The following is an 18,035-nucleotide window of genomic DNA, read 5'->3' on the forward strand; positions in this document are numbered from 1 at the left end:
TTAGGAGAACAAAAAATCAGAGGGCATTCGCTTTCAATGCTTCCACAAGTTTAACACATTCCACAGCTTCCATTACATCATGGGCCCTAATAATATTGGCACCTTTTAACAGGGCTATGGTATGCAGGGCCGTGGTGCCGTTCAAAGCCTCTTGGGGTGTGGAACCCAATATTTTATAGATCATGGATTTCCGGCTCAAACCAATTAAAATGGGCAAGCCAAAGGTTTGGAACAAGTCCAGATGATTCAATAAGGTGTAATTCTGTTCCGTAGTCTTGGCAAACCCAAACCCTGGATCAATGATCACGTCATTGATTTTTAGTTGGGTGGTTTGTTCAATTTTTTCAGAAAAGTAGTAACGCAAGTCTTTGATCAAGTCGTCGTAAACGGCTTCTTTTTGCATGGATTGTGGTGTTCCCTTCATATGCATCATGATGTAGGGAACTTGATGTTTGGCAACCGTTGCGAACATTTGCGGGTCCAAATTTCCAGCGGATATGTCATTGATAATAGCCGCTCCATGGACAATACTTTCCTCAGCAACCTTACTTCGGAAGGTATCTATGGAAATGAGGGTTCCGGGAAAATGTTTCAAGATGAGTTCCACAATGGGAATCATCCGTTTCAATTCTTCCTCCTCCGGAACATGTTCCGCCCCGGGCCGCGAACTGTAGGCACCCATATCAATAAAGGTAGCACCGTCCTTCAACATGGTTTCGACCCTGTTCAAAATGGAGCTTTCGTCCCTATATGATCCGCCATCAAAAAAAGAATCCGGGGTAAGGTTCAAAATACCCATCACCTTGGGCGTGGTCAGGTCGATCAAATCACCTTTGCAGTTTATGGTCATAAAAAATACCTGCTTTGTTGGGTTTCATTATCTTTGGCAATGTGCATGCAAGCACATTCAATTGGACGAAATTTACGCAAATTAGCAACAATACATGCAGCAGACTTCCCAACAATACGATGCGGTAATCCAAACCTGCCGGGAATTGTTTTCGAAAAAAGCACAAGATTACGGGACCGCTTGGCGGATATTGAGGCTTCCATCGTTGACCGACCAAATTTTCATAAAGGCGCAACGCATCCGAAGCTTGCAACAAAATGCTGTGAGAAAGGTGGATGAAGGGGAGCAACCCGAGTTTATCGGAATCATCAATTACGCCATCATGGCCTTGATCCAGATTAAAAAAGGGGTAGTGGAACAACCTGACCTTACTGCTGAGGAGGCCATTGCCCTGTACAATGAAGAAGTTGCCCTTACCAAAAAATTGATGGAAGACAAAAACCATGATTATGGGGAAGCTTGGCGCGATATGCGGGTAAGTTCCTTGACCGATCTGATCCTGCAAAAAGTGCTGCGTGTAAAGCAAATAGAAAACAACCAGGGGGCTACCCTGGTGAGTGAGGGCGTGGATGCCAATTATCAGGATATGGTCAATTATGCCGTGTTTGCCCTAATTCATTTAAGCGAAGAAAAATGAAATATCTAGTTTGGATTTCAAGGGTCATCGTTGGGGTGCTCTTTATCATCAGTGGTTTGATCAAATTGAATGATCCCATGGGGTTCTCGTTCAAACTGGAGGAATATTTTAGTCCCGGAGTGTTGGACCTTCCCTTTTTAACGCCATTGGCTTTAAGCATTTCAGTGGTTTTGGTCATTGTTGAGGTGCTTTTGGGCATATTGTTGCTTATCGGGTTTAAGCCCAAGTTTACCGTTTGGAGCTTGTTGCTCATGATCGTTTTCTTCACATTCCTGACCTTTTATTCGGCGTATTTCAACAAGGTGACCGATTGTGGTTGCTTTGGCGATGCCGTAAAACTGACACCGTGGGAATCGTTCACAAAGGATGTGATTCTTTTGGTGTTGATTCTGGTTTTGTTCTTCGGAAGAAAATATATTCAGCCATTGTTGAATCCAAAAGCCAATTGGATTGTTGGTGGCGTTGCCTTGGTGGCCTGTGCCCTGTTCGCCAACCATGTGTTGAACCACCTGCCATCCGTGGATTTTAGACCGTATAAAATTGGGGCAAACATTCAAGAAGGCATGTCGGTGCCTGAAGGTGCTCCGCAGGCCCTTTACGAATACGCTTGGCGATTTAAAGTCAATGGCGAAGAAAAAATTGTGATTACCAATGGGGATTACCCATCAGTGGATGGCGAATTCATCGATGTGGAAACCACGGAGCTTCAAAAAGGATACGAGCCACCTATCCATGATTTCACCATTGAAAAGGAAGGACAAGATTATGCTGCAGAATTGCTGGATGAAGATAAACTGGTCATGGTAATTGCCTACGATTTGGCCAAAAGCAATTACGATGCTTTTTCCGAAGTAGCGAAAGTTGCCAAAAATGCAAAGGAGAAGGGATATAAAGTGATCGGCATGTCCGCCTCAAGTGATGAAATGGCCAATACCATTAAGTCGAAATACGGTTTAGACTTTGACTTTTATTTTACTGATGAGACGACCTTAAAGACCATTGTGCGTTCCAATCCGGCCATTTTGGTGCTGAACCGAGGCACGATTAAACAAAAGGTACATTATAACGATATTGAAGATGTTGAGTTATAGTGTTTGTTGTTTTTCCGTTTAAAAAGGTTTGACAAAGCATGGGTAGGATAGACAGATTTGAGGATTTGGAAGTCTGGAAGATTTCAAGGGAATTGTGTCAGTTCGTTGAGCAACTTTTTCAAACTACCCCATTGGGAAATAACCTTGCCCTAAGAAATCAAATGGAAAGAAGTTCAGGTTCGATAATGGACAATATAGCTGAAGGCTTTGGTAGAGGCGGGAATAAAGAATCCCATAATTTTTTGAGTTTTTCCAAAGGATCATGCACTGAATTAAAGTCCCAATTTTATCGTTCGATGGATAAAAAATTGATATCCGAAGACGATTTTAATACTGCGTCAAATATGACAGAACATTGTGAAAATAAGATTGGTGCATTCATGTATTATCTTAGAAACTCGAATATTAAAGGTCAGAAATTCAACAGCAAATAATAAACACCAAACAGTAAAACATAAAAACAGAACACATGAGAACAAAAATAGTGGCAGGAAACTGGAAGATGAACAAGAACCTTCAAGAAACGGAAGCATTGCTATCCGAACTTTCGGCCATGTTGCCAGATAGTACTGCCGATGTAATCGTTGCACCGACCTTTGTAAACCTACAGGCAGCCGTAAATTCACTTCAAAGTTCAACTATGCAAGTAGCCGCCCAAAACATGCACTTTGCTGAAAGTGGAGCTTACACCGGAGAAATTTCAGCCGATATGCTACTAGGCTTAGGAGTGGACATTGTTATTTTAGGTCACAGTGAGCGTAGGGCCTATTTTGGTGAGGACGATGCCCTATTGGCCAAAAAAGTAAAGACCGCCGTGGAAAAAGGTCTAAAAACCATTTTCTGCTTCGGTGAGGAGTTGGAAGATAGAAAATCCGGAAACCATTTTTCAGTAGTGGAAAGCCAATTGAAAAATGCCTTATTCGATTTGGATGCCAGTGCTTGGAAAAGCATCATTTTGGCCTACGAACCGGTCTGGGCCATCGGAACGGGTGAAACCGCTTCTCCAGAGCAAGCGCAGGAAATGCACGCTTTTATTCGTAAAACTATTGCCGATGCCTACAACGCATCAGTTGCGGATGCTGTGTCCATTTTGTACGGTGGAAGCGTTAAACCTAGCAACGCTGCCGAAATTTTCTCCAAGCCAGATGTGGATGGTGGGTTGATCGGTGGAGCTTCTTTGGTAGCTTCCGATTTTGTGGCCATTATCGCTGCCATTTAAGTACAAGTATGGCCATAGTTTATCTGGAATATAATTTTAAGATTACCCCCCTGCAACCGGCGACCGATATATTGATCGCTGAACTGGGGGATGCCGGTTTTGAAAGTTTTGTTGAAACCGAAGAGGGGCTTTTGGCCTATATCTTAAAGGATGAATGGAAGGAAGGGAAGCTGGATGACCTGTTTGCCATGCAGCACCCTGATTTTGAAATTTCATGGACCAGCACCGAGATCGAACAGCAGAACTGGAACGCGGAATGGGAGAAAAATTTCCATCCGATACAGGTTGGGGGCCGCTGTATGGTTCGTGCCCCTTTCCACGACCCTATTGATGTGGAATACGATATTGTGATCGAACCCAAAATGAGTTTCGGAACGGGCCATCACGAAACGACCCATATGATGCTCCAACATATTTTAGATCATGATTTTGAAGGGAAATCCGTCTTGGATATGGGTTGTGGAACGGGTGTATTGGCCATTTTGGCCATGAAGAAAGGGGCAACTCCCGTTGAGGCCATCGATATTGATGAGTGGTGCGTGATCAATTCCCAAGAGAACATTGAACGCAACGACTGTGCTTCCATTCATGTGGAACAAGGCATTAGTGATGTGTTGGTAGGTAGAAAATACGATGTTATTTTGGCCAATATCAATCGCAATATCTTGCTGGACGACATCCCTGTTTATGCAAATTGTCTCAACAAAGGAGGTGCTTTATTTCTAAGTGGCTTTTATTTACAGGATTTGGATGCCATTTCTGCAAAATGTGCCGCCCATGGTTTGGAATTTGAAAAAAAACTGGAGAAGAACAACTGGATATCAGCAAAATATGTAAATTAGAAAGAGATAAACTCCACCAAACATGGGCACTAGAGAAAAAGAACTGGAAGATGTCCTTCTAGAGGAAGAGACCGAAAACCTGAACGAGATCGTACTTTTCAATGACAATGTGAACACTTTTGACCACGTTATCGAAACCTTGATAAGTGTTTGTGAGCATACGCCCGAACAAGCGGAACAATGTTCCTTAATTGTTCACTACAATGGAAAGTGTACCGTTAAAACTGGGGAGTATACCTATCTTAAACCCAAGTGCACCCAATTGCTGGAAGCCGGTTTAAGTGCTGAAATCGTTTAAGGTGTTTATTTAAATCGTGATTTTTTCCCTTCGGGATTTTCTCAATGATTATCTGACTGCAACCTGAAAAATCACAAATTCTTTACATAATCCCTTGGAGACATATCGGTTAGAAACCTAACTTTGGTTTATAATCGAAAACCAATCAACCAAAACCTTCCTTTAACCCTTTATGAGCGAGTTTTTTAAGGCCGAACTGAAAGATCGATTTTTGGAATACGCCTTGGAACGCACGGACTATTTCGAGATTCAGTCTCTTTACGATGAATTCCTGAGACCAAATTATAATCTGCAGTTTGTGGAAAAATTGGTACGCGAAATATTGGAATACGATCCGGGTCTGCTTGATGTCATGAATGGCAATGGAATGGATATGTTCTTATTGGCATCAACCAATACTACCCAGGATTTTTTGGATGATGGCGGTTTTATGGACATGTATGTTAAGGAAGAGGAAAGGTGGGATGTTTTTTTAGATCAGCTTTCCGGACCCAAAAAAAATTCCAAGATTGAAAAAAAACGCATTGGCAAGGGAAATCCTGGTTTAAAAAAGGAAAAAACATTATTAATCGTGTTGATTTCGGCCATTGCGATTAGTTTTCTCTTCACCTTGGGAAGCATTTTTAAAGAAACACTTTGGGAACCCGATTATGTCCCTGCAGATGAATTTGAACGTAAAATACAACAGTTGCAGGAACAATACATCCAGGAAAACCAAAGGTTGCAAACCCAATTGCAACAAGCGGAACATGCCTTGGACTCCCTAACGAGATAATGTAGACTGGAATAATCCTTCGACCACTTTTTCTATTTTTAATAGTGCATCCTTGATTTGTTTGGGGTTTACGGAACAAAATCCCATGACCAATCCGTTCTGATCAGTGGGTTGCACATAATATTTGCTCAAGGCATGGGCAAGGATGTTGTGGTCCAATAATTCCCTTTCCAAAGCCACATCCTTCATTTCACCTTTAATATGTCCGATGACATGAAGCCCGGGATTTGAAGTGTCCAAATCAAAGTGTGCTCTCAAATTCTTATTAAAATGTTCCACAAAAATTTCCTTTCGTTCTTGGGAAACTTCCATCACGTTACGCAGATGCTTGTTCAAATAATCCCTCTCAATAAAAAGGCTCATGGCTTTCTGGTTCTCTCGCGAAACAAATCTGCTCGATTGACGGTACAGTGCCGTTACCGCATCCAACAGATAATACGGAACAATCATATAACCCAAGCGCATGGATGGGTGGATCAATTTATTAAAAGTGCCCAAATAAATGGTCCTTTCCTGTTGGTCCATCCCAAATAGGGAACCCAATGGTTTCTCCCAATTGCTGAACTCGTGGTTATAGTCATCTTCAATAATGAAGGTTTCTTTTTCCGAAGCCCATTTCAATAGTTCCTTTCTTCTGGACATACTCATTTTTATTCCCGTAGGATACTGACAGGAAGGAGTAGTGTAAACAAATTTGGGTTTTGTACAGCTTATTCCATTTAAATTAAGCCCTTGCTCGTCCACTCGGCCGGCACAAATCTTCGCCCCCAAACTTCTAAAAAGACCATGCGCCATAGGGTAGGTGGGGTTTTCAACAACTACTTCATCATCAGTTTCCAGTAGGATGTTGGATACCAGATAAAGTGAATGCAGCGATCCCGTGGTCACGATGATCTGTTCCGGGTCACATTGAATATCCCGATAGATTTTCAGGTAGTTGGACAAGTTGTTCCGAAGGCATTGCAGTCCAATGGTGTTGCTGTATGAAAGCTCCGACGGCGTAATGCATTTCCAATAGTCATCCATTAGTTTTTTCCAAAGCTGCACGGGAAATATATCGAGAGGAGGAAGTCCCGGTCTAAAGGCCACTCCTTTGTTGGAATCCTCGCCGGGCCAATGCGCATTTTCACAAAAAGCCTTTCCTCTGCTGGATAACTGGGGATAGTTTCCTTTTGGCACAACAGAAGGAATCTTCAATTTCAATTTTTTGTTCTTCGGACACAGTACATAGTATCCAGATCCTTTTATTGCCGTAATGTATCGCTCAACCAACAAAAGGTCGAATGCCTTGAGTACCGTGCTACGGGAAATACCCAAATCATTGGCCAATACCCGAGAGGGCGGCAACTTGGAATCCGGCTCCAAGAACCGATTAAGAATGGCTCTCTTGAATGCGTCGTATAGACTTAAATATATGTGAGGTTGGGGTTTGGCATCCAAGGAAAAGCCATTTCTGATAAGAAGGCCTTTCATGTTGAAATGCATAATTGGTATGCTAAATCTGATAAGATTGGTATGCTGAAGGTAGATGTTTATCCTTTAATTTTCAGTTTTTTAACATAAAGTTCACTATGAGAATCCCAAATCTTACACTCCGAACTTTACTTGTCCCGATAATCGGTAAGCGAATTCTTATGAATTGTTACGGGATGGTAAAAGTGATTCAGCCCTATCCAGTTATCCCAATTCCAATATTCCCAAAAAGTCAAGGCATCTTAATCGTCGACACCCCTGGATGGTTAAGAAAATAGGCTAGGCCCATTTAGGTCCACAATACTTCAAATCTTACCCAAGAACACTTAAACGAAATTGATTATGCTGAAAACCCGATTCTTATGTTCATCCATGTTGTTCCTTTTCATAGGGATGGTGTATGGTCAAAGACAAATAACAGGAACTGTTGGGGATGTTAATGGACCGCTGCCCGGAGCAACGGTTTTGCTCAAAGGAACCAATGTGGGGGTCACCACCGATTTTGATGGCAATTTCTCCATTACCCTTCAAGATGGGAATGATACTTTGGTTTTTAGTTATATAGGTTACCAGGCCAAAGAGATTATTATAGGTCAGCAATCTGTTTTACAAGTGATTTTGGAAGAAAGTACCCAATCACTTCAAGAAGTAGTGGTAACGGCACAGGGGATTAAAAAATCAAAGAAAGCTTTGGGGTATGCCATTGCCAATGTGCAATCCGAAGAAGTGGAAAAACGGCCCGAAGCAGATTTGGCCCGAACCCTACAAGGTAAAGTGGCAGGGGTTTCCATAACACCGGCCGATGGGCAAACGGGCTCCTCATCTACCATCCGGATCAGGGGTACCGTTTCCCTTACCGGTTCCAACGCACCATTGATCGTTGTCAACAACATTCCATTCAACGGATTGTTACGTGATATTGATCCCAACGATATTGAAAGTATTAGTATTCTAAAGGGATTCAATGCTGCAGTGTTGTATGGAAGCGAGGGACGCAACGGCGTCATTTTGATTCAGACCAAAAGTGGTTCGGCCAGAACAGGTGATGCCAGTACATCTGTTACCTATTCCTCTACCGTGTACACCAATACGGTATCCCAATTGCCGGAGTTTCAGAACACCTATTCGAATGGTACGGAGGGCATCGAATTCAACCAAACTATAATCTCCAACTTTGGGCCGGCTTTTTCTACTTTGGGAGAAGTGCCACATCCGTATGCAACCATGGCGGATATCTTTCCGGAGTATGCGGATAAAACCATAAAAATTGCAGCCAAACCTAAAAATGTTAGGAATATTTTCAGGTTGGGAATGGGAACAACACACTCCCTCACCTTGGCAACCACTCGTGAAAAATTAGGGCTCAATCTATCCGCAGGGTATACCGATGAGCAGGGCATCATTGCGAATAACGACCTAAAGCGCTTTAACCTTTCTGTTGGGGGCAAGGTCCAATTGATGGAGAAACTCAACCTATCGGCCAATTTGGGGTACTCTACCCGAAAAGTAAACCTGGTGAACGATGAGGATATTTTTAGTACGGTCTACCATTTACCCAGATGGATTGATTTAACGGAATTGCCATACCAAAATCCGTTGACAGGTGGTTCCGTATACTATAGAAATGCTACCAATCCCCTTTGGATCTTGCACAACTCTGGCAATTATGACGACAAGGTGAGGGTTTTCGGAAATTTCACGGCCGATTATCAGTTGGCCAATCCCTTGAACGTAACCTATCGGGTTGGTTTTGATAGTGAAACCTATTCCGGTTTTGATTATTCCAACAAGGGTGGGTATGACGGGGATTATCTGTATGGATATTTGAACATTGGGGATAGCAAGGAAGTAGTGGTAAACCAAACGTTGATGTTCAATTTTAACCAGGATGTCATCAAAAACCTCAATTTGGATGCACAACTCGGCATCAACTCCCAATTGACCCGATATGCAGGGAATTCTTCCAACTCTGACGGACAAATTGTTTACGGATTTTTAAGACCGACCAACTACACTACTACCGAAGCCGATTATGGCACATCGGAAGAAAACTTAGCGGGTGCGTTCGGGCAGTTACAATTTGCTTACAAAAACTATTTCTATGCCACTTTTTCTGGAAGAAATGATTGGGGCAGTACCGTAGAAGTCGCCAACCGGACCTTGTTCTACCCAGGGGCTTCGTTTTCCTTTATTCCTACCTCCGCATTGAAATTTGGAGGGGAAACCATCAATTATTTGAAATTCAGGTATGCCTATGCTACCTCTTCTGGATATCCACCACCTTACCGCACCCGAAGCACCTTGGTCATCGATCCCTTACGATTTGCTGCCGAGGATGGTGTGTATCCCGTCACCAACCGATACAGTACCCGTTATGCCAACCTCAATTTAAAACCTGAGTTGCACAAAGAAGTGGAAGTTGGTATGGAGGCCAAGCTTTTCCATAATCGGGTCACTCTTGAAGCATCGGCCTACATGCGGGTTTCCAAAGACCAAATAGTGGAATCCCGTTTGGCGCCTTCTTCGGGATATGATGATCAGTACATCAATTTGGGAAGAATAGATAACGAAGGTGTTGAGGTGGACTTGGGCGTGGATATTTTTAAGGGTCATAATTTTAGATGGAACCTTAGGAATATTTTTACCGCCGATGAGTCCTTGGTCGTGCAGACTACCCCAACAGGTGCCGATATTTTTATCACCGAGGACCGATATGCTGTGGAAGGGCAACCCTTTGGGGTCATCAAGGGGGATTATGCACTTCGGGATGAGGAAGGAAACTTGTTGATCAGCGGTAATGGTTCCTCAACCCGGGTAGGGGAGGTTATCACAAGTGATGATGTTGGGTTGGACACTAAAGTTATAGGTGATCCCAACCCCGATTGGAAACTAACGACCATCAACACTTTTGGATATAAGGACTTTTATCTTTCCGCCCAGATGGAGTATACCCATGGTGGAGAAATTTATTCTAGCAGTGTGGTAAATATGCTGCAGCGCGGCTCCGCCAAAGAGACCGAGAACAGGGAAGGGACCTTTATCATTCCTGGATATTTGGCCGATGATGATACTGGTGAAATCTTGCTCGATGCCAATGGAGATCAAATCCCAAATACCATTCAATTGAATGCCAGTAGGGTGGGGTTTTCCAATTATTACAATGCAAATGACCTTGGCATGTGGGATACCTCCATTTTCAGATTGAGGGAAGTTTCCCTTGGGTATACCTTAAAACCCATTAAAGGTCAAAAACTGCCTTTTAAGAAAATGGACATTACCCTGTCAGGAAGAAACCTTTGGTACAGGGCTCCCAATTTTCCAAAGTATGTGAATTATGACCCGGAAAGTGATGGCTGGGAAGGAGATAGCACTGTGCCATCTACCAAAAGGATTGCCTTTGGCGTGTCGGTAACATTTTAACCCAATCAAAAGATTAAAAAATGCATAGAACAGGAAAATATATAGGAAAAATGGCTTGCGTGTCCCTTTTGGTTTTTGGGTGCGAGGTTTCCAACTTTGATTTGCAGGAGAATCCAAATTATTTGACTCCCGAAAGTGCCGACCCGGAATATCTGTTGAATGAGATTCAGTATCGATTCCAGCATTTTATGGGCAACATGATCGTGAATACCGATGATGTTATGCGCTACGAGGCCATGACGGATACTTACCCTTCCATTGTTTCAGTGGATGTGCTGGATGGCAGTACCAGCAAGGAATGGGAAGGGTATTTTGAAGCATTGAACAATTCCAGGACCATTTCCGAACTTGCCGAAGGGGACGAAACGCTGTTGCTCCATAACGCCATCAATAAGTTGTTGGTAGGGTATATGACCATCACCATGGTGGATTATGTGGGGAAGATACCCTATTTCCAAGCGGTGAATCCATCTGAATTTCCCAACGCACGATTGGATGATGGGGAAGATGTTTACATGAGCGTTTTGGAGGACATAGACCAAGCCATTTTGGATATTGAAGCATCTACTTTCAAATTTTCCACGGACCTATTTTACGATAGTGACAGGGACAAGTGGATTGCCTTTGCCCAGTCATTAAAACTGAGGATTTTGGTCCAGACTCGCTTGAGCAGCTCATCTATAGGTAATGCCAATCCGGTTGCAGAGATCAATGCGCTTTTAGAAGGAAATTTGATAGACACCGAAGAAGAAGATTTTCAATATACCTATGCCAACGTGGTGGAACCCGAAAGCAGGCATCCCTATTTCCAAAGAGGATATGTGAGCGATTTCGGTCAGTACATGGGCAACTATTTTATGTACATGTTGAAAGACTCCAAAAGCCAAAAAGATCCCCGAATTCGATATTACTTGTACCGACAGGCAGCTGCCGATCCATTGATTATTCCCTACAACACCTGTATGGATGAACCCAATGTGGTGTATTGCTATCTGGGGGAGTATTACAGGGGGTTAGATCACGGGGAGAGCCGCACAGGTTACGGCGACAACAAGGAAAGAACAGTGTATGGGCTATATCCAGCAGGTGGCGCTTTTGACGACGATCAATTTGTTACGGCATCAAAGAGTACCAATTTAAATGGGACAGGAATCCTTCCTTTACTTACTACATCCTTTGTCAAGTTTTTATCCGCTGAATCTGCATTGACCCTTGGAACCAACGGCGATCCGGCCGAACTTTTGGAACAGGCCATTCGCGCTTCCATGCATAAGGTTTTGACTTTTGAAGATATCAAATCGGATTTTTTGGCTACAGACGAGAGTGTGGATGCCTATGTGGAAGAAGTAATGACCAATTATGCCAATGCCGCGTCGGATGAGGAAAGATTGGACATCATCATTACCGAATATTATCTGGCAGCATTCGGGAATTCTATTGAGGCCTACAACTTTTACAGGCGTACGGGTTATCCTTCCAATATTGAAGTACCCATCGATGATAACAACCCCACTTTCCCCAGAAGTTTTCCTTATTCTGCAGATGAGGTGGAAGTAAACCCTTTCATAAAACAAAAGAAAAATACGGAGCGTGTCTTTTGGGACACCAATCCCGAAGGTTTCATTAAATGATCTGAAAAGTTATGACCATGAAGAAGAATTTGAAAATCATTATCGGTTTGGTATTGGCCTTGGGCTGTACAAACGAATACAATACACTGCAGGATATTACTTTTCAGGGGGGGTATGTGGCTTTTACTGAGGAGCCTGATTTAAGTTTTAATATTTTGAAACTAGACACGGAATCGTTCACAGGAACCCTCTATGATTCCAACGAAAATGCAACCAATTATACCTTAAAAGCTGCTTTTGGGGATTTGGAAACAGAAACCTTGGTGGATATCAGTTCCTTTCCGGCTACTATTTCATTTACCATTCCTGAGATCCTTGCAAAATTTGGGTTGACCATTGATGACGTTGACCTGAACGACAAAATCACCTTTACGGCCGTGGTGACTACTCCTACGGGAGTGTTCGATGGCCGGTCCCCAAATTATGACGTTAACAATATCAATCAGGGCGGTAATACTACCGATCGGTTGAAATTTCCTGGTCATTACAACGCCATGGATTTTTCCTTTACTTTTTTTCAACCTGAGGGAGTGAAAATCAGGGGAACCTCATTTGAAGAGGTTCCCATCGGTTTGGAAGATGCCGTTTATATACGGAATGGGGGTAATGATGAAACGATTGATCTTGTGAATGGTGAAAACCCACCTTTTGTGGATTATGTGGCAAAGGGAACGGGTAAGGAAGATGAACTGGGATTTGATTCCGAATACATCTCAATTACCAATATAAGTGATAACAGTTTAGGTTTTTCGGAAGAACGGATCGGGGTGTTTTCACTACTGGAAGATTATGAGGCATATCCTGATGGGGTTCAAGGGTTCCATTCCGAGGATGCCGATGGAGCCATAAGAATCACCTTTGATACAGTACATGTGCCAGCAGGACAAGAAAATTCTGGAGTTTCTTTTGAAATCTTTTTTGGGATTACTGGTTGGGAAGAATTGGATGGACTACATGCCTATGCCAATATTACCACCGACGAGGAAGAAGGGGTTTTGGAACTAGCCAGCATTTTCAGTAACGAAACAGAAAACACTGCTGGTCAGTGGCTAAAAATTGATAGTGGCTACCAAAAGGGGATACGTTCCTATCAGCTGGTCATCCAGATTCAATCAGGTGCCACCCCGGAATCCTTCGATTTGGACAACATCATTATCTATGAGGCTCAAGAAGAGCAATAGCTTAAATCCGCAAAATTGTGGATTCATAAAAATGAAAATACCAATACTAATATTGATTGCAACGGTTTGTTTGGGAGGATGTAAACCCAAGGATGAGGAAATGGATATCCTGATCAAAAATGGTATGGTATACGATGGACTGAACAAGGATCCACAATTGGTGTCCATTGCCATAAAAGAAGATACCATTGCTTATATCGGAAACCAAGATGAGGTAAAATTTTCAGCAAAAACTATAATTGATGCCACGGGATTGATCGTTGCACCTGGATTCATCGACCCACATACCCATGCCGATAGGGATTTGAAAAATTCAAAAGAATCCCATAATAAACCTTTTCTGTATCAAGGAATAACAACCGTGGTTGTTGGTAATGATGGTAGCAGTCCTTATCCAATTTCAAAATATGCAAACTTGTATAGGGAGCATGGCATTGGAACCAATGTGGTTTTCTTGGTGGGGCAAGGTACCATTCGGGAACAGGTAATCGGAAAAGTGGACAGGCAACCCAACCATGATGAATTGGAACGAATGAAAGCATTGCTACAACAGGAGATGCAATCTGGCGCATTTGGGATGTCCACTGGACTTTTTTATGCGCCGGGAAGTTATGCCACAACCGAGGAAATAATCGAGTTGGGTAAGGTGGTGGCCACCTTCCACGGTATTTATGACACCCATTTACGAGATGAAGGAACCTATTCCATTGGATTGGCAACATCAGTGAAGGAAGCCATTGAAATAGGCAAGGAGTCTGGGATGTCCGTACACATATCCCACATCAAATGTTTAGGGAAAAAGGTCTGGAAACAGAGTGATTCCATTATCCAAATTATCGACAATGCCATCAAGAGTGGATTGGAAGTAACCGCAAGTCAATATCCCTATTTGGCAAGTGCCACTGGATTGCAGGCGGCCGTTGTGCCTCGATGGGCAGAAAGTGGGGGAAAGGATTCCCTGTTCATTCGATATGAAGATGCCAATCAGAGGTCATGGATATTGGATGAGACGCAACAAAATATCGAACTGAGGGGAGGTCCTGAAAAATTATTGATTGTCAATGCAGGACAAAAGGATTTTGTGGGAAAAACAATAAAGGAACTCTCCGAGTCCATGGGATTGCCGCCCAATGAAACCGTTTTTGAAGTCCTAAAAAAAGGATATGCAAGGGTGGCCTCTTTCAGTATGGATCCCTATGATGTGGAAAATTTCATGAAACAGGAATGGGTAGTCACTGCTTCCGATGGAAACACGGGACACCCAAGAAAATATGGCACTTTTCCCAGAAAATATAAATATTATGTGAAGGGCGGGGCTATCAAATTGGCTGATTTCATTAATCGAAGCTCCTCAAAAACAGCCCAAATATTTCGGATAAAAAAACGTGGATCCCTTGTTTTGGGCAACTATGCCGATATCATCATTTTTGACCCGGAAACCTTCGGCGACAAGGCAGATTATGAAGATGCCTTTCAGTTATCCGAGGGATTGAAGTTCAGCATCATCAACGGAAAAATGACCATTGATAATGGAACTTTCACTGAAAATTTGAATGGAAGAATTTTAAAAAAGAATGATTATGAAAACAAATCCCAATTTTAAAAACCTATTGAAAACATATGTATGGTTCATGGCTATGGCAGCCATTTCCTGTTCCTCCAATAATGATGAAAGCCAAGTGCCGGAAGTGGATGCCGAATCACCATCAAAACCAACGGGATTAACAGCAACCAATATCACCCAGCGTTCTTTGGACCTGACTTGGGAACCCTCCACGGATAATGTAAAGGTGAAGAACTATTGGCTGTATCAGGACAACCAGTTCTTAGTAGGTTCAGGTAAGGCTTCCTACTATTTGGACGATTTAAAGCCTGGTCACAAGTACACCTATCAGATACAGGCCAATGATACTGCTGGCAACGCATCGGAATTGAGTGATCCCTTTGAGGTCTCCACCATGGATCTACTGACAGCCGAACTGCAATATGATTCCGGTAATCTGGAGGTTTATTTAGGCGCTTTGATGGATGCGGTGCCTGGTGTTTCTGGCAATAATTATAAAGTGCCCACTGATAATGATTTGGATCAATGGGGGCTAATTATACAGGCTATTTTGGACAACAATATCGAAGAAGCCGTGGCCCAAGCGGTGTATGTAAACTATCAACTGGTTGAATTTACGGATACTGAATCTACACCAAATCAGGTATACTATATTTTGAAGGAGTTCAGCATCAGGACGAATTATTGGGGAACCTTTGTTTTTAGTAAAACCCCTAAAAAACAGAATTTGGTTTTGGCCGCACCTCACATACTTCATGATCAGAATACGGGATATCAGGCGGCTTACGTATTTAGACAAAATGTGGCAAAAGCACTTTTCATCAGCGGCGCTCACCGGTGCAATAGGGAGGAGCCTACAGACTGTTCCGGGACTACTAGGGCATGTAGTTCCAATTACGCCCCATATCGCGTTTCGGATGTACCGCACAATATTTACTCGACATTCCAGAGAACAACGGAAATTATGTATGATGAATTACCGGGCAGTGTCTTTGTGCAGCTTCATGGATTTTCAAAAGAAGCCACCGATCCTTATGTGATAATTAGCAATGGAACCAATAAAACCCCGGCCAAGGACTACGTTTCCCTGATTAAAAATGCGCTGTTGGAAGAGGATAACTCCTTAACCTTTAAAATTCCTCATATAGATATCAATTGGACGCGGTATGCTGCTCTTGATAATACACAGGGACGTTTTATCAATGGGTCGCCAAACCCGTGTAATGTAGAGGCTACCAATGTTACGGGTAGATTTGTGCATATTGAACAGGAAAGTTCCAAACTACGTTCCAGTAAAACAGGATGGCAAAAGGTAAGTAATGCTTTAGGTAAGGTATTCTAATATAAAAGCCGCGGTGCAATTATGCGCTGCGGCTTTTTTACAGTTCATTTTTTTGAAGGCTTTAAAACTTTCAATTTATCCCTTCATTCCAGGTTGTAGGATCTTGTAATTTGATTTGGCTTTTGCCTCATCTACAATTTTTTTAACGTCCTCCAACAATTTCTTGGCATCGTAAATAATGCCATCTTTAATGGTATATTTTACGCCTCCTACCCGTTCCACGGTATTATCCTCCTGCAGTTTTATGGCTCCTGTGCCATACAATACTTTTAAATTCTCCAGTGGATTTTCCTCAAGAATTACAAAATCGGCCAATTTACCCACTTTTATAGTTCCGATTTGATCTCCCATACCCAAAGACTCGGCTCCGTTCAGGGTAGCGGCCTTGATCACTTCCAACGGATGGAAACCAGCCTCCCGCAATAGTTCCATTTCCCTAGGGTAGGCAAAACCATAAAGTTGATAGATAAATCCTGCATCGGTACCGACTGTGACACGTCCTCCACGGTTTTTGTACTCGTTCAAAAAGGTCATCCAAAGCTTGTAGTTTTCCTTCCAGGCAATTTCCTGTTCCGTTCCCCAAAAATGCCAGTACGAACCATGGGATTGTCGGCTTGGTGCGTAAAAATCCCAAAGCGTTGGCAAAGTGTAAGTTTCATGCCATTCTGCTCTACGGGCACGTTGCAGGTCGCGGTTGGCCTCATAAATGACCATGGTAGGTGATATGGAGAAATCAAGAGAAATAAGCTCGTCCATCACCTCGTTCCATTTTTTGGAATAGGGTTCGGCAGCTTGGGCCCAAAGTTGTCCGGCCTCCCCAAAACGATCCTGCTCATTCTGATAGTTGTAGTCCAAAGAATAGTTCTGTACCGTTCTATCATCGAACATGGCCTCTGGTAACCCATACCAGTGCTCCATTGAGGTTAAACCAGCTCGGGCACTGTTCAAAACATTCCATCTTCCAACATACAATTGGGCATGATGGGTTTTGGAACGAAGTCCCAATTTTTTGTTCTCTTCCAAGGCAGCTTGCATCACTTCGGGCAGTCCACCACCAAACTTGATGCCATCCGCCCCTTTTTTGGCATTTTCACGCACCCATTCACGGGCTGCCTCGGGAGAAGTGATGTCACCTCTACCGCGTTCCCCATTCAAACTGTTGCCAAACCAATTAAAGGCTTTTATACGTGGTGCCGTAATTTCATTCTTTTCACTTTTCTTCTTTTGATCCAATACCCAATCAATTCCATTTCCGCAACCTGGATCGCAAATGGTTGTGATTCCATGGGCCATCCAAAGTTTGAAAACATACTCTGCAGGGGTGCCTTGGGTGCCGCCACCAATATGGGCATGGGTATCCACAAATCCTGGTAAGAGATACATCCCCTCTGCATTGAGTTCCTTGCCACCTGGTTTCAATTTGGGTCGTCTTTCAGGGTTAATGTCCATCCCTGGAAACCCTACTACTTCCACAGAAGCAATTCGGTTGTTTTCCACAACAATATCGATTGGGCCAATAGGTGGGGAAAGGGTGCCATCGATTACAGTGACACCTCTAATAATGAGTTGTGACCAAGGTCCTTCGCCTTCGGTACGGGCAGGGGCTTTTTCAACTTGTGCTTGTGCAACGAGGTAAAACAGGACAAAGAAGCCCAATAAGAATTGAGTTTTGATTTTTTTCATGGGTGGGTGGTAAGGTTGATTATTAATTC

Annotated in this window: 15 protein-coding genes; 12 read left to right on the forward strand and 3 right to left on the reverse strand. The window is 43.0% G+C overall.

Features of this window, described 5'->3' with window-relative positions; genetic code table 11:
* Positions 1 to 16 precede the first annotated feature (16 nt).
* Complete coding sequence (gene folP, locus LKX84_RS01325; protein ID WP_228235257.1) at positions 17 to 850, reverse strand: dihydropteroate synthase; 834 nt, start codon at positions 848 to 850, stop codon at positions 17 to 19.
* Positions 851 to 944: 94 nt separating this feature from the next.
* Here folP and LKX84_RS01330 point away from each other — a divergent pair, with 94 nt between their 5' ends.
* From LKX84_RS01330 to LKX84_RS01360, 7 genes are all read left to right on the forward strand, one after another.
* Positions 945 to 1,487, forward strand: coding sequence for a DUF1599 domain-containing protein (locus LKX84_RS01330; RefSeq protein ID WP_228235258.1), 543 nt, complete (start codon positions 945 to 947; stop codon positions 1,485 to 1,487).
* Positions 1,484 to 2,578 (forward strand): BT_3928 family protein, encoded by a 1,095-nt coding sequence (locus LKX84_RS01335; RefSeq protein WP_228235260.1) that lies wholly within the window; start codon positions 1,484 to 1,486, stop codon positions 2,576 to 2,578. The genes LKX84_RS01330 and LKX84_RS01335 overlap by 4 nt, the downstream gene beginning before the upstream one ends.
* A gap of 38 nt (positions 2,579 to 2,616) precedes the next feature.
* The gene (locus LKX84_RS01340) at positions 2,617 to 3,012 is read left to right on the forward strand and encodes a four helix bundle protein (protein WP_228235262.1); all 396 of its coding nucleotides are present in this window, start codon (positions 2,617 to 2,619) and stop codon (positions 3,010 to 3,012) included.
* Positions 3,013 to 3,047: 35 nt separating this feature from the next.
* Entirely contained in the window at positions 3,048 to 3,797 is a 750-nt protein-coding gene (gene tpiA, locus LKX84_RS01345; RefSeq protein WP_228235264.1) for a triose-phosphate isomerase, read from the forward strand.
* Between the two features lie 8 nt (positions 3,798 to 3,805).
* Entirely contained in the window at positions 3,806 to 4,639 is an 834-nt protein-coding gene (gene prmA, locus LKX84_RS01350; RefSeq protein ID WP_228235266.1) for a 50S ribosomal protein L11 methyltransferase, read from the forward strand.
* A gap of 22 nt (positions 4,640 to 4,661) precedes the next feature.
* Complete coding sequence (locus LKX84_RS01355; RefSeq protein ID WP_228235268.1) at positions 4,662 to 4,937, forward strand: ATP-dependent Clp protease adaptor ClpS; 276 nt, start codon at positions 4,662 to 4,664, stop codon at positions 4,935 to 4,937.
* A gap of 172 nt (positions 4,938 to 5,109) precedes the next feature.
* Positions 5,110 to 5,712 (forward strand): hypothetical protein, encoded by a 603-nt coding sequence (locus LKX84_RS01360; protein WP_228235270.1) that lies wholly within the window; start codon positions 5,110 to 5,112, stop codon positions 5,710 to 5,712.
* Here the strand turns inward: LKX84_RS01360 and LKX84_RS01365 are convergent.
* Positions 5,701 to 7,185 carry a PLP-dependent aminotransferase family protein gene (locus LKX84_RS01365; RefSeq protein WP_228235271.1) on the reverse strand — a complete coding sequence of 495 codons (1,485 nt, stop codon included), beginning with the start codon at positions 7,183 to 7,185 and terminating at the stop codon, positions 5,701 to 5,703. The two genes, LKX84_RS01360 and LKX84_RS01365, sit on opposite strands and share 12 nt — an antisense overlap.
* A gap of 342 nt (positions 7,186 to 7,527) precedes the next feature.
* Between LKX84_RS01365 and LKX84_RS01370 the strand changes: the two genes are divergently transcribed.
* Genes LKX84_RS01370 through LKX84_RS01390 form a run of 5 tightly spaced genes read left to right on the forward strand, consistent with a single transcriptional unit; the run spans position 7,528 to position 16,323 of the window.
* On the forward strand, positions 7,528 to 10,605 hold the full coding sequence (locus tag LKX84_RS01370) for a SusC/RagA family TonB-linked outer membrane protein (RefSeq protein ID WP_228235272.1): 3,078 nt from the start codon (positions 7,528 to 7,530) through the stop codon (positions 10,603 to 10,605).
* Between the two features lie 20 nt (positions 10,606 to 10,625).
* Positions 10,626 to 12,236 (forward strand): SusD/RagB family nutrient-binding outer membrane lipoprotein, encoded by a 1,611-nt coding sequence (locus LKX84_RS01375; RefSeq protein WP_228235276.1) that lies wholly within the window; start codon positions 10,626 to 10,628, stop codon positions 12,234 to 12,236.
* 17 nt (positions 12,237 to 12,253) lie between these two features.
* Positions 12,254 to 13,417, forward strand: a complete 1,164-nt coding sequence (locus LKX84_RS01380) for a hypothetical protein (RefSeq protein WP_228235278.1) — start codon at positions 12,254 to 12,256, stop codon at positions 13,415 to 13,417.
* A gap of 31 nt (positions 13,418 to 13,448) precedes the next feature.
* Complete coding sequence (locus tag LKX84_RS01385) at positions 13,449 to 15,020, forward strand: N-acyl-D-amino-acid deacylase family protein (protein WP_228235280.1); 1,572 nt, start codon at positions 13,449 to 13,451, stop codon at positions 15,018 to 15,020.
* Positions 14,998 to 16,323, forward strand: a complete 1,326-nt coding sequence (locus LKX84_RS01390; RefSeq protein WP_228235289.1) for a fibronectin type III domain-containing protein — start codon at positions 14,998 to 15,000, stop codon at positions 16,321 to 16,323. The genes LKX84_RS01385 and LKX84_RS01390 overlap by 23 nt, the downstream gene beginning before the upstream one ends.
* 75 nt (positions 16,324 to 16,398) lie before the next feature.
* On the opposite strand, the gene LKX84_RS01395 is transcribed toward LKX84_RS01390, so the two are convergent.
* Positions 16,399 to 18,006, reverse strand: a complete 1,608-nt coding sequence (locus LKX84_RS01395) for an amidohydrolase family protein (RefSeq protein ID WP_228235291.1) — start codon at positions 18,004 to 18,006, stop codon at positions 16,399 to 16,401.
* Between the last annotated feature and the right edge of the window lie 29 nt (positions 18,007 to 18,035).

The organism is Allomuricauda sp. M10, assembly GCF_020782875.1.
GTDB lineage: Bacteria > Bacteroidota > Bacteroidia > Flavobacteriales > Flavobacteriaceae > Flagellimonas.